A 13,405-nucleotide genomic window follows, 5' to 3' on the forward strand; every position below is an offset into this window, starting at 1 on the left:
TATTAGGACGAGTTTTGTTGCTAAGTTAGCTTTTCTAATATTTGTTCTCCTAATATTAAATCTTCAGGAGTTGTTATTTTTATATTACTGTAGCTGCCTTCATATAAATATACTGATTTACCGTAATTTTCCAAAACCATAGTATCATCTGTTACTTTTTTATTATGTTTTTTTAACTTTTCATGACAATCTAATATTATATTGTAATCAAAACACTGAGGAGTTTGAACTATAAATAGATCCTCTCTGCTAGGAGTGTCTATTGCAAATCCTTGTTTATCTTTTATTTTTATAGTATCCTTTGGCCTTACTCCAGAAGCAGCGGCTCCGTATTGCTTTACATATCTTATACCATTCTCTATAATATCACTAGTAACAAAAGGTCTTGCTGCATCATGGATTAATACTACATCACAATTCTTTGATACAGCTTTTAATCCATTATAAACAGAATCCTGTCTCTCCTTACCCCCTGGAACTATTTTAGATACCTTATTAATATTATATTTATCTATAATATCCCTACAAACTTCTATTTTATCTTCTAAGGTAACTAGCACTATTTCATCTATAGATTCATGGGTTGAAAATTTGCTTAACGTATAATAAAGAATAGGTTTATTTTTTATCTTTAAAAACTGCTTGCTTATATTGCTATTCATTCTTTTGCCTTTTCCAGCAGCAACTATAATAACAGAATTTTTACTCATGCTAAGACTCCTCTTTTCTCTTAGCAAAAATCATTCTTCCTGCTGCTGTTTGTAAAACAGAGGTTACTACTACGTCTAAGTTTTGTCCTATACGTTTTTTAGCCCCTTCTACTACAATCATAGTTCCATCATCAAAGTAAGCTATTCCTTGATTAGCCTCTTTACCATCTTTAACAATTTGGATATTCATTTCCTCTCCCGGTAACACAACAGGCTTTACTGCATTTGCTAATTCATTTATATTTAATACAGGTACTCCTTGAAATTCAGCTACTTTATTTAAATTATAATCATTAGTTATTACTTTACCGTTTAAAACCTGAGCTAATTTTAATAATTTACTATCTACCTCTGCTATTTCTGGGAAGTCCTTTTCATATATTTGCACATCTATATTTAGTTCCTTTTGTATTTTGTTTAGTATATCTAAGCCTCTTCTCCCTCTATTCCTCTTTAAGCTATCTGAAGAGTCCGCTATATGCCTAAGCTCTGCTAAAACAAAAGTAGGTATTACCAAAGTTCCTTCTATAAATTCAGTCTGACATATATCAAATATTCTTCCATCTATTATAACAGATGTATCTAATACTTTAGGGGTTGCATTACTTTTATTAGACTTTGCCTTTTTTTCTTTTGCTGGTGAATTTCTTTTTATATTAGAAAAAAGTGATATTAATTCTTCTTTTCTTTTAATTGCAATATTGGCTCCTAATGCAGCCATAATAATAGCAACAACTACGGCTAATATTACTCCTATTATAGGGATCTGAGCTAGCAAATTAACGAATAAAGCTGATATAGCCAATCCCAATATAGCTCCAACAGTTCCAAATACAATTTCATTGGCAGATAATTTTTGCAAACTTCTTACTATATAATCCATTATTTTCAATATTATAGAATTTATCCATGGGGATATAAGAAATAATATTATTCCAAAAACTATAGAACATAAAATTAAAAAGAAAGCTGACTTAACTTGACTTCCATTAAAATAAGATAAACTAGAGAAATAGTTGGTTGACATAATTAATCCCCCAATTATATACCCTAAGGCTAATCCTATTATTGTAAAAAGCCATCTTAATATTTTATTTAACATCCATTTCACCTCCTCTTAATAATTGTTAACAATTATTAAGATTTTCAATCCTTTTTATATTTAATATATATTAATAATTATTAATTTTCAACAATCCTAAAAATAATTAATAATTATTTATGAAAATACACACTTTGTTTAATATTTGTTTTCCTTTATATTTTTGTTTTTAATATTAAATTTTTACTACTTTAACTATATATATTCTTCATATTTTTTCCATTTCCTTCTTTAATAATATATAGGTATTATTTAACATGAGTATCCCCCTATAAAAAATATTGATTTTAATTTATGATATAAATATGATTTAACTTATACACTTATTGACAAGGTTAATGATAGGAACCTATAATAGTTTATAGTACACATATGAAATCTTTATAAGGAGTTGAACCCTATGAAAGATGTAATTTTTGATGATTTTCAAAATTCTGTTAATGATTCTCTTTTAAGACATAAGAGTATATTAGATATTTTAACCAAATACAGTGAATCTAATGCGAGAGTAAATAGAGCTATAGCTAAATCAATAACTAACTGTGGCTGTGTTTCAGTTAAAGCAGAAAAGCAAAAATTGCCTTCAGATAGTATAGATATAGAAGCTCTCAGAGATTGTTTAAAATCTCACATTAATGGTGAACTTTGTGATAACTGTAGAGATGTAATTGAAAGAGAAATTGGTAATAATTTATTTTATTTGACCTCTCTATGCAACTTATTAGATTTAAACTTATATGATATATTGTTAAAAGAATATAATAAAATAAATACATTAGGCAAATATAGTATGAGATAAAGTATAGCACAAAGTATTTTAATACTTTGTGCTATACTTTATCTAGCATTATTTGTTCTCTAAGTCTTCTTAATCCATTTTTTATAGCTTTAGCTCTAGCTTCTCCAATCCCTTCTACATTATCTAATTGCTCATAGGATGCTTCCATTACACATTTTAACTGATTAAAATTAGCTACTAAATTTTCTATTACATTACTTGGTATTCTCGGTATTTTATTAATCATCCTATATCCTCGGGGTGAAATAAGTGTATCTACCAAAGGTACTCCTGTATATCCTATAATTTTTGATAATCCATCTAAATTTAAAAGTTCTTCTGATGAAAGTCCTTGTATTTGTTTGTATATATCCTCATATTCCATATTACTTCTACAATAGTCTCTTATAAGCAGAATGCCATCTTCTTCTACACTTTTTATTAATTCACTTAATTGCATATCAATTAGTCTTCCTTCATTACCTAATTCACATATATATCTTTCTATTTCACTAACTATTCTCATAACCATTTCGGATCTTTGAATAGCAGTTACTACATCAAATAAAGTTGCTATATCCTTAAATTCTAGTATATTCAAATTATTTACTACTCTGTCTAAAACAGCTACATATTTTTCTAAAGTTTGCAGAGCTTGATTAGCTCTTGCTAATATTATACTACTATCTCTTAATACATACTTTATTCCACCCTTATAAACAGTTATTATATTTCTCCTCTGAGAAATAGCTATTACTATGGCTCCTGTTTGTTTCGCTACTCTATCAGCAGTTCTATGTCTTGTTCCTGTCTCAAAAGTAGGTATAGATGAATCCGGTATTAATTGAGCATTAGCACATAATATCTTCTTTAAATCGCTGCTTAACACAATTGAACCATCCATTTTAGCTAGTTCATAAACATAAGATGGACTATATTCTGAATTAATTTTAAATCCACCGTCTACTAATTTTAATATTTGATCACTATCTCCTAGAACTAATAATCCACCGGTTTTAGCTCTTAATATATTCTCTAACCCCTCTCTTAGTGGGGTCCCTGGGGCCATTATTTTAAGTATATTCATTAATTCTTTATCTTTTTCTATTCTCACTTCTCTCACCCTACACAATTAAAATACTTTATTAATACCTTCTCTTAAAGAAGATATACCAATTAGATTAACATTATTTTTTACAGAAATTTTGTCTTTATTTCTATCAGGTATAATTATACTGGTAAATCCCATTTTTATGCCTTCATTTACTATTCTATCACAAAAACTTACGGGGCGAACCTCTCCTGTAAGTCCTATTTCTCCAACTACTAAAACTTTAGGTAATTTTATATCTTTTGATTTAGCACTAGATATTAAAGCTAATGCTAATCCTAAATCAGCAAAAGTCCCTGTTAAATCTAACCCTCCTACTACATTAACATATACATCGCAATTATAAAAAGGTATATTTAATTTTTTTTCTAACACGGCTAATATTAAATTCAATCTAGCTGTGTCTACTCCTACTGCTGTTCTTCTTGGCATATAAGCTTTTGTTTCACTTACCAACGCTTGTATTTCTATAAGTATTGGTCTAGTACCTTCCATTATACCTATTATTACAGAACCTTCCCTTTGAAATTCAGTTTCTTCTAAAAATACAGCGGAAGGGTTGCTTATTTCTAATAGTCCTTCTCCTGCCATTTCAAAAACTCCTATTTCACTTGTAGTTCCGAAACGATTTTTTACTGTTCTTAAAATCCTAAATTCTTGGGTTCTTTCTCCTTCAAAAGATAAAACCGTATCTACCATATGTTCTAAAACTCTAGGTCCTGCTAATTCTCCTTGCTTTGTAACATGTGCCACTATAAAGAAAGGTATGTTATTATTTTTGCTTATATGCATAATATCGTTAGAACACTGCCTAACTTGAGACACAGTACCTGGAGCTGAAGATAGTTCACTTTTAAAAAGAGTCTGTATAGAATCTATTATAACAAATTTAGGATTAATTGTCGTAATGTGTTCTTTTATTATATCCACATTTGTTTCTGAAAGTATGTATATATCTTTTGATATTACCTTAAGTCTATCTGCCCTCATTTTTATTTGCTCTTCTGATTCTTCTCCTGATACATATAAAACCTTACCATACTTAGTAGCAATATTATTAGCAGCTTGTAAAAGTATTGTGGACTTTCCTATTCCAGGAGAGCCAGATATAAGAGTTAGAGATCCCTTAACTATACCACCACCTAAAACTCTATTTAGTTCCTTTATTCCAGTATCTAATCTTTCGTATTCACTAGATTTTATTGTGGATATCATTTTAGGTTCTGATTTAATATTTATATTTTTTATAGTCTTATTAGTTGATTGTTTTTCTTCCTCTACCATACTATTCCAAGTATTGCATCCAGGGCATTTTCCTACCCATTTTATAGATTCGTACCCACATTGTTGACATGTATATACAATTTTATTTTTAGCCATTTAATCAACTCCAAAACCTTAATTACAATAATATTATTATAACATCAATTAGTACAAATAATTTTAAAAAACCAATAATTAAATAAATTTAATTATTGGTTTAGAATTAAATTCAAAATTTAGATTTTAGAAAAATTCAATTTATCTTCAATAGTATTAACTTTAACTGAATCACCTTTTTTAATATTACCTTTTAATATTTCTTCTGACAATTTATCTTCTACAATTTTAGTTATAGCTCTTCTTAAAGGTCTAGCTCCATAATTAGTATCATATCCTTCTTTTGCCAATATTTTTTCTGCCTCTTCTGTAAACTCTAATTTGATTCCTTGATCTTCAACTCTATTTGATACAATTTTTAGCATAAGCTTAACTATTTCTTTAATATGCTCTTCTCTTAATTGATGGAAAACTATTATATCGTCTATTCTATTTAAGAATTCTGGCCTAAATGAATGTTTTAACTCATGCATAATGTTATCTTTCATTTTTTCATATTCTGTTTCTCTTTCTTCTTCTATAGAAGTATTAAAACCTAATGTTTTTTGCCTACTTATAGTTGATGCTCCCACATTAGATGTCATTATGATTATAGTGTTTCTAAAATCTACTGTCTTACCTTTGCCATCTGTAAGCCTTCCATCTTCTAATATTTGAAGTAATATATTAAATACTTCTGGATGAGCTTTTTCTATTTCGTCAAATAACACAACTGAATATGGATTTGTCCTTACTTTCTCTGTTAATTGACCTCCTTCATCATGTCCTACATATCCTGGAGGTGATCCTATTAATCTGGATACTGAATGCTTTTCCATATACTCTGACATATCAACTCTAATCATATTATTTTCATTTCCAAACATAGCTTCCGCTAAAGCTTTTGTTAATTCAGTTTTTCCTACACCTGTTGGTCCTAAAAATATAAATGACCCTATTGGTCTCTTTGGATCTTTTAAACCTACTCTTGCCCTTCTTACAGATTTTGATACTGATTTAATAGCTTCTTCTTGCCCAATCACTCTATTATGAAGAATATCTTCTAATTTTAACAGTCTTTCAGATTCCTTTTCAGTAAGCTTATTAACTGGTATATTAGTCCATTTTGAAACTACTGATGCTATTTGTTGTTCTGATACAATTAAATTAGAACCCTCTTTTTCTGCATTCCAATCCTTTTTTAACCCTTCTAACTTTTCTTTTAATTCCTTTTCTTTATCCCTTAAGTTAGCAGCTTTTTCAAAATCCTGAACTCTTATTGCATCTTCTTTTTCTTTAACAACTTTATCTAATTGTTCCTCTATATTTTTTAGATCTGGTGGTGCAATTAAATTTTCTATTCTAACCTTTGAACCAGCTTCATCTATTAAGTCTATTGCTTTATCTGGCAAAAATCTATCTCTTATATATCTATCTGATAAATTAACCGCTGCATATATAGCATCATCTGTAAATTTAACTCTATGATGTGCTTCATACTTATCTCTTAATCCTTTTAAAATCTCTATTGTTTCTTCTTTTGTAGGTTCTCCTACATTTATAGGTTGAAATCTTCTCTCTAAAGCGGAATCTTTTTCTATATATTTTCTATACTCATCTAATGTAGTTGCACCTATACATTGAATTTCTCCTCTTGCCAATGCTGGCTTTAATATGTTTGCCGCATCTATAGCCCCTTCTGCTGCTCCAGCTCCAACTATTGTATGAATTTCATCTATAAACAATATTGTATCTTTAGAGTTTCTTACTTCCTCCATTATTTTCTTTAATCTATCCTCAAATTCACCCCTATATTTAGCTCCTGCTATCATAGATGTTAAATCTAACGTAACTACCCTTTTATTTTTTAATATTTCTGGTATATTCCCATTAATTATGTTTTGGGCTAACCCTTCCGCTATTGCTGTTTTTCCAACTCCCGGTTCCCCTATTAAACAAGGATTATTCTTAGTCCTTCTGCATAATATTTCTAAAACTCTTTGAGTTTCTTTGTCTCTTCCAATAACGGGGTCAATCTTCCCCTCCTCTGCCATTTCAGTTAGATCTCTTCCAAATTGATCTAATGTAGGAGTAGAACTTTTAGAACTTTTTTTGCTACCTTCATCTTTAAGCATTTCTTCTCCTGACAAATTTTTTATTAGCTCTTTTTTTAATCTTTCAACATCTAATCCTAGATTAGAAAGGATAGTAAAGGCTACACCTTCTGCTTCTCTTATTAATCCCAATAATATATGCTCTGGAGTTATATAATTATGATTTAAATTTCTAGCTTCTAATAAACTCATTTCAAGTAATCTTTTTGTTCTTGGAGTAAGTGGAATTTCATTTTTATAAAGATCCATCTCCCCTTTTCCTTCATATCTTTCTATTAACTGTCTAACTTTATCTTCTGTTATGCCAGAATTATTTAATAATTGTTTGGCTACTCCATCTTCTATTAAAATTCCTAAAAGAATATGTTCTGTACCTACATATCCATGTTTGAATTTTTCTGCTTCTTCCTGAGCATTCATAAGTACTTTCTGAGCTCTTTCTGTAAATCTTCCAAACATCATATTAATCACCCTCCTCAAACTTTTGTTTTTTTAATCTTTCTTTAACTAACATAGCTCTATAATATCTACTTTCTTTCTCAGTCATTTCTTTATCATAAATCCTATTTAAATTAGCCGGTTGGGTGTCTACTATTAATTGATTAATTATATTCTCATCTATATCTTTTATTATTGACATCTCTATACCTAGCTTTACATTAGATATATAATTTAAGCATTCTAAATTATCTAATAGTATTGCTGATTCTAACAATGCTAAGGATCTATATATTTTATCCTTTATTTCATATTCATAACTTTCTATGAACTTTTCTCTTGCCATATTCTCTTCATTTATTATTTGTTTTATTACTGCCTTTAAATTGTTTATTATCTCTATTTCATCTAAGCCTAGAGTAATTTGATTTGATATTTGATATATATTTCCTAAAGCTTTAGAACCTTCCCCATAAATACCCCTTACTGTCATGCCTAATTGACTTATAGCATTCAATAATGCTGATATTCTATTATTCATGGAAAGAGCTGGTAAATGTATCATAACAGAAGCTCTTAATCCTGTTCCAATATTTGTTGGGCAGGATGTCAAATATCCTAAATCTTTATCAAAGGCTAAATTTATATTTTTTTCAATCATATTATCAATATGGTTTGCTTTTTCAAATGCCTTTTCTAAATTAAGACCCTTTGTTATACTTTGTATTCTAATATGATCTTCTTCATTTATCATAATACTATTTTTTTCAGAACTATCTATTATTATAGCGGCCTTATCTATATTATTAATTAAGTTAAAACTAATGATGTGTTTTTCCAACAATGAATTAATTTCTTTTTTTTCTAGATTCCATAAATATATAGTCTTAAATGCGTCCTTTTCAACTTCCTTATAAAATTCATTTTCTATCCTATATATGATATCTCTACCATTCTTATTATCTATTTTATTTGGAAAGGGTGCCTTGTCTACATTCCTAGCTAATCTTATTCTACTACTTAAAACCATGTTATCATTTGACAAAGGAGTTTTTTTATTTTCGTTCATATATTTACGCCTCCTCCTCTTTTTCATTTTCCAATAACTTTATTTTATCTCTTATTTCTGCGGCTTTTTCATATTCTTCCTCTTTAATGCATTTTTGCAATTTGTCTCTTAATTGTTGCAAATTCTTTTGTTTTATTATATATTGTCCTGATTTTTCAGGAATTTTTCCTGTATGCTCTACATTTCCATGAATTCTTTTTATTATTGGAATTATACTATCATTAAAAACCTTATAACACTCACTACAGCCTAATAAACCTTTCATTTTAAATTCATTATAAGTTGTTCCGCAATGAGGACACGTAATTTCATAACTTATATTTTTTTCTTGAGGCTTATTCATATAATCTAATATATTAGCTAATATATTTTGAACTGAAAAAGATGACATAAGATTTAAATTATCTGTTATTCCTATTCCTTGTTCCTGTTTTGCACAGCTTTCACATAAATTAACCTCTTCTCTATGTCCATTTATAACCTTTGTTATATGAACTGTTGCACTATTTTTATTACATTTATCACATAGCATAAAATCACCCCCAACTTTTATATTAAATTATAACCATAATTATATTTTTTAGTATATTAGCCCTTAACATATTTTTACTTATATCAATATTTCCAAACACTCTATCATTTATAGCAATTTTCATTATAATAGCTTCTCTTTCTGTTATGACAGCCATTTCTACTAACCCATCTATGATATTTATTGCATTATCATATGTAATACTGTTCCCTATTCTATCTACTATAAGCTCTTTCAAGTTTTTATTATTAGTAAATTCTATACGTCTAATTATAATGCAACCTCCACCACCTCTCTTGCTTTCTATATAATAACCCTTATCTTCTGTAAATCTAGTAGTTAAAACATAATTTATTTGAGATGGTGCACAACTAAAATAATTAGCCAATTCATTTCTTTTTATTTGTAATTCTGATTCATTATTTTCTTGAAACATTTCTTTTATAAAATCCTCTATTATATCAGATAATCTAGCCACAAATATCATTCCTTTTCTTCTGACTTTGTCTTTCTTTGACCTTAGTAATATAATAATTTACATATTTTCTTTATTCAACATACATATACATGTAAATAATGTCATTATGCTAAATTATTATTGTTTTTCTTTATATTTCTATTAGTTTTGTAAATTTTTAATTTCCTTTGATTAAAATATCACTATGTGTTTTAATTAGTCTTTCTCTTAGTATTATTTTATGATTTTTCTATCTAACTCTATGACAGAATACAATTATAGGAAAAGGATTTTTCTATCTGCTTAAGCTATAAGCTATTACTACTAAAAGCTTATTTATTTTTAATGAATAAGCTGAAAAATCCTCATAATCTAACTTTATCTTTTATAAGCTTCTATATAATAATTTTCTTTCAATATATCTTTTTTATTTATTTCAAAATTACTTCTCTCTAACATATTACATATTATATCCATATTTTGTCTCTCTTCACAATTCATCTCTATTATTACTTCATCTTTTGAGTCTAATATATTTATATAATCATTTATACTACTATAATCACTTAGTCCCATAGGCCCCTTAATATTTAAATGATAACTTGACATTAAATCTCCCCTTTTTGCTTAATGTAACATATATTTTTCTATAATATTATTTCACATAATACACATTTTATTACTAATATTTATGTTTTATGTATAATAGCTGAAATATATGTTAAAAATTAATTCTGTTATAATATATTTAATTGAGTTAATTATTGGTACTGTTTCATAATAACTTATAGATAAAATTACATTAAAATTTAATACTACAGTTATAATAATTAAAATATATTATTATTTATATACATACTTGGAAAGGTATTTAATCTAAATGGAACTACTAAAATAGCACAGGTTTTAATAATATAATAAATAGTAAATAAAATATAGTATAAAAAATCACCTAAAAACTAGGTGATTTTTTATACTATATTTTATTTTTACTAGATAGTACTTTTTCAACCTCAATGGGATCTAAAATTTCATCATATCTTTCAAAACTTAAATAAAATTCACCCATCCCCTGAGTTATACTTCTTAGATCTGTAGCATAACTTATTATTTCTGCCTGTGGTACTTCTGCTATAATTTTTTCTAAATTATTAGCTTCCTGCTCCATACCTAAAATTTTGCCTCTTTTTCTATTTATATCTCCTATAATATCTCCCATATATTCCTCTGATGATATTACTTCTAAACGCATTATAGGCTCTAATAAAGTTGGTTTTGCTTCCTTTATTCCCTTCTTAAATGCAATAGAGGCTGCAATTTTAAAAGCCATTTCAGATGAATCTACTGAGTGATATGAACCATCGTATATTGTAGCCTTAATTCCTATAACAGGATATTCTGCTAGTACTCCCTTTTTCATGCATTCTAAAATTCCTTCTTCTACTGCGGGAATATATTGTTTCGGAACTACCCCTCCAACTATATTATTTACAAATTCAAACTCTCCATTTTTGTTTGGTTCAAATTTTATAAATACATCTCCATATTGGCCATGTCCACCAGATTGTTTTTTATGTTTTCCTTGGACCTTAGATATAGATTTTATAGTCTCCCTATATGGAATTTTAGGCAAATCTAGCACTATTTCTGTGCCGAATTTATTTTTTACTCTATTTGCTATTACTTCTAAATGTATATCTCCCATACCTGATATTAATGTTTCTGCATTTTCTAAATCTCTACTTATATATATTGTAGGATCTTCCTCCACTAATTTATCTAGAGCATAAAACATTTTATCTTCGTCATTTTTTGATTTAGGTAATGCTGCCATGGTCATATTAGCTTTAGGAAAATCCATTTTTTTGAATATTATTTTTCTGTTTAAATCACACAAAGTATCCCCTGTAGAAGTATATTGTAATTTGCTTGCTGCTCCTATATCTCCTGAAATTACTCTATCTGTTTGAATTTGTTGCTTACCTTTTAAAAAATATAATTTACCTACCTTCTCCTTTTTATCTTTTGTTGAATTATAAATAGAGCTTTCTTCATTTATTACTCCACTCATTACTTTAAATAATGACAATCTACCTATAAAAGGATCTATAATAGTCTTAAAAACTAGTGCTGAAAATGGATCTTTTTCATTACAACTTATCTCTATATTATTTTTATTTATACCCTCTGATGCCTCTATTTTTTTTGTTTCTACTGGTGATGGAAACCATTGAACTATATCCTCTAAAACAGTTTCAATACCTATGGCCTTTATAGCAGACCCACACATTACTGGAACTATTTCTCCTTTTGCAGTGCCTGCCATTAATCCCTCATATATATCTTTTTCACTTAGTGTACCTTCACTAAAATATTTTTCTAAAAGCTTCTCATCTGTTTCAGCTACGGCTTCTACAATCATATTTTTACATTCATTCACTTTATCTAATAATTCATTTGGTACTTCTTTTGTCTCCACCTTATGTGTTTTTTCATTAAATATTATTGCCTTGCTAGAAATAACATTTATTACACCTTTAAAATTTTGTTCTTTTCCTATAGGGTATTGAACAGGCACTACAGATACACCATATCTTTCTTTAAGTTTATTTAAAGTGCCTTCAAAATCCATATTTTCTTTATCTAATTTGTTTATATAAAATACTTTAGGTATTTTCTCTTTTGTTGTATAATTCCAAGACTTTTCTGTTCCAACATGTATACTCCCTGTTGCTGACAATACTATAATGGCAATATCAGCAGCTTTTAAACCTTGAATTTTTTCTCCTACAAAATCAAAATAACCAGGCATATCAATCAAATTAATTTTTGTGTCCTTCCATTTACACGGTTGTATTGTGGTGGATATAGATATTTTTCGTTTTTTCTCTTCTGTATCATAATCAGATACAGTATTTCCCTCTTCTATGGTACCTAATCTATCTACCATATTTGTAAAATACAAAATAGCTTCTGTTAAAGAAGTTTTTCCTGATCCACTATGTCCAATTATGCCTATATTTCTTAGATTGGTGGTGCTATAATTCATACTAATTCCCCCTATCTATTTTATGGCTTAAATATATATTCTATTTGATAATATAAAATCCTTTCAAAAATTACTAATTTTCTTAATAATCAGACTATAATCAAAAAATAAAAAGCTATTAAATATATATTACATATCTAATAGCTTTTATTACAACTTTTAATAAAATTATCCAAAAAATAAAATGGCTCCGCGAAAAGGATTCGAACCTTCAACCTATCGGTTAACAGCCGAGTGCTCCACCGTTGAGCTATCGCGGAATATTTTTTAAAAATATAAAATTTAAATGGCTCCGCGGAAAGGATTCGAACCTTCAACCTATCGGTTAACAGCCGAGTGCTCCACCATTGAGCTACCGCGGAATATTTATATCTGGCAACGACTTACTCTTCCACAGGGCCTCCCCTGCAGTACCATCAGCGCTTTGAAGCTTAACCTTCGTGTTCGGCATGGGAACGGGTGTTACCTTCAAGCCATAATCACCAGATATTTAACATTATAATTGCTTTTTTGCAATTTGTCAATAGAGATTTAACAATTTTTATTGTTTCTCTCAAAATTACACAGTGAATTTTATTTTGGTCAAGCCCTCGACTTATTAGTATCAGTCAACTTAACATGTTGCCATGCTTACATCTCTGACCTATCAACCTGGTGTTCTTCCAGGAGTCTTACTAGCTTACGCT

11 protein-coding genes, 2 tRNA genes and 2 rRNA genes are annotated in these 13,405 nt (G+C 28.4%); 1 reads left to right on the forward strand and 14 read right to left on the reverse strand.

Translation table 11 applies throughout. The features are described from left to right. Positions 1-20: 20 nt before the first annotated feature. Positions 21-710: a 2-C-methyl-D-erythritol 4-phosphate cytidylyltransferase gene (gene ispD, locus ACYUDJ_RS21035; RefSeq protein WP_003482885.1), complete on the reverse strand. Its 690-nt coding sequence runs from the start codon at positions 708-710 to the stop codon at positions 21-23. 1 nt (position 711) lies between these two features. After that, entirely contained in the window at positions 712-1,812 is a 1,101-nt protein-coding gene (locus ACYUDJ_RS21040) for a PIN/TRAM domain-containing protein (protein WP_003482883.1), read from the reverse strand. Positions 1,813-2,212: 400 nt separating this feature from the next. Between ACYUDJ_RS21040 and ACYUDJ_RS21045 the strand changes: the two genes are divergently transcribed. Further along, entirely contained in the window at positions 2,213-2,611 is a 399-nt protein-coding gene (locus tag ACYUDJ_RS21045; protein WP_003482881.1) for a nucleoside triphosphate pyrophosphohydrolase family protein, read from the forward strand. A 31-nt stretch (positions 2,612-2,642) separates the two neighbouring features. On the opposite strand, the gene disA is transcribed toward ACYUDJ_RS21045, so the two are convergent. The 12 genes from disA to ACYUDJ_RS21105 all read right to left on the reverse strand — a co-directional run. Continuing rightward, the gene (disA, locus tag ACYUDJ_RS21050) at positions 2,643-3,704 is read right to left on the reverse strand and encodes a DNA integrity scanning diadenylate cyclase DisA (protein ID WP_003491261.1); all 1,062 of its coding nucleotides are present in this window, start codon (positions 3,702-3,704) and stop codon (positions 2,643-2,645) included. 18 nt (positions 3,705-3,722) lie between these two features. Continuing rightward, on the reverse strand, positions 3,723-5,081 hold the full coding sequence (gene radA / locus ACYUDJ_RS21055; protein WP_003482877.1) for a DNA repair protein RadA: 1,359 nt from the start codon (positions 5,079-5,081) through the stop codon (positions 3,723-3,725). 119 nt (positions 5,082-5,200) lie between these two features. Further along, a complete protein-coding gene (locus tag ACYUDJ_RS21060; RefSeq protein ID WP_042384055.1) occupies positions 5,201-7,636 on the reverse strand; it encodes an ATP-dependent Clp protease ATP-binding subunit in 2,436 nt (811 codons plus the stop codon). A gap of 1 nt (position 7,637) precedes the next feature. Beyond that, positions 7,638-8,681 carry a protein arginine kinase gene (locus ACYUDJ_RS21065; protein WP_003482874.1) on the reverse strand — a complete coding sequence of 348 codons (1,044 nt, stop codon included), beginning with the start codon at positions 8,679-8,681 and terminating at the stop codon, positions 7,638-7,640. Between the two features lie 4 nt (positions 8,682-8,685). Then, a complete protein-coding gene (locus ACYUDJ_RS21070) occupies positions 8,686-9,213 on the reverse strand; it encodes a UvrB/UvrC motif-containing protein (protein WP_003482872.1) in 528 nt (175 codons plus the stop codon). Positions 9,214-9,235: 22 nt separating this feature from the next. Continuing rightward, a complete protein-coding gene (locus tag ACYUDJ_RS21075) occupies positions 9,236-9,700 on the reverse strand; it encodes a CtsR family transcriptional regulator (RefSeq protein ID WP_003482870.1) in 465 nt (154 codons plus the stop codon). A 348-nt stretch (positions 9,701-10,048) separates the two neighbouring features. Next, on the reverse strand, positions 10,049-10,279 hold the full coding sequence (locus ACYUDJ_RS21080; protein WP_003482868.1) for a hypothetical protein: 231 nt from the start codon (positions 10,277-10,279) through the stop codon (positions 10,049-10,051). 367 nt (positions 10,280-10,646) lie between these two features. Continuing rightward, positions 10,647-12,719 carry an elongation factor G gene (gene fusA, locus ACYUDJ_RS21085; protein ID WP_003482866.1) on the reverse strand — a complete coding sequence of 691 codons (2,073 nt, stop codon included), beginning with the start codon at positions 12,717-12,719 and terminating at the stop codon, positions 10,647-10,649. 185 nt (positions 12,720-12,904) lie between these two features. Further along, positions 12,905-12,979 (reverse strand) — tRNA-Asn (locus ACYUDJ_RS21090). Positions 12,980-13,006: 27 nt separating this feature from the next. Then, positions 13,007-13,081: transfer RNA gene (locus ACYUDJ_RS21095), tRNA-Asn, on the reverse strand. Positions 13,082-13,089: 8 nt separating this feature from the next. Beyond that, positions 13,090-13,206 (reverse strand): 5S ribosomal RNA (gene rrf / locus ACYUDJ_RS21100). 91 nt (positions 13,207-13,297) lie between these two features. Continuing rightward, positions 13,298-13,405, reverse strand: a 23S ribosomal RNA gene (locus ACYUDJ_RS21105); the annotation flags it as partial.

This window comes from Clostridium sp. CTA-6 (assembly GCF_054768115.1).

Excerpts from the sequence above, each read along its gene's own strand:
- fusA (WP_003482866.1), bottom strand. The coding sequence starts at position 12,719 with ATGAATTATAGCACCACCAATCTAAGAAATATAGGCATAATTGGACAT.
- ispD (WP_003482885.1), bottom strand. The coding sequence starts at position 710 with ATGAGTAAAAATTCTGTTATTATAGTTGCTGCTGGAAAAGGCAAAAGA.
- ACYUDJ_RS21045 (WP_003482881.1), top strand. The coding sequence starts at position 2,213 with ATGAAAGATGTAATTTTTGATGATTTTCAAAATTCTGTTAATGATTCT.
- ACYUDJ_RS21060 (WP_042384055.1), bottom strand. The coding sequence starts at position 7,636 with ATGATGTTTGGAAGATTTACAGAAAGAGCTCAGAAAGTACTTATGAAT.
- ACYUDJ_RS21065 (WP_003482874.1), bottom strand. The coding sequence starts at position 8,681 with ATGAACGAAAATAAAAAAACTCCTTTGTCAAATGATAACATGGTTTTA.
- ACYUDJ_RS21070 (WP_003482872.1), bottom strand. The coding sequence starts at position 9,213 with ATGCTATGTGATAAATGTAATAAAAATAGTGCAACAGTTCATATAACA.
- ACYUDJ_RS21075 (WP_003482870.1), bottom strand. The coding sequence starts at position 9,700 with ATGATATTTGTGGCTAGATTATCTGATATAATAGAGGATTTTATAAAA.
- radA (WP_003482877.1), bottom strand. The coding sequence starts at position 5,081 with ATGGCTAAAAATAAAATTGTATATACATGTCAACAATGTGGGTACGAA.
- ACYUDJ_RS21040 (WP_003482883.1), bottom strand. The coding sequence starts at position 1,812 with ATGTTAAATAAAATATTAAGATGGCTTTTTACAATAATAGGATTAGCC.
- ACYUDJ_RS21080 (WP_003482868.1), bottom strand. The coding sequence starts at position 10,279 with ATGTCAAGTTATCATTTAAATATTAAGGGGCCTATGGGACTAAGTGAT.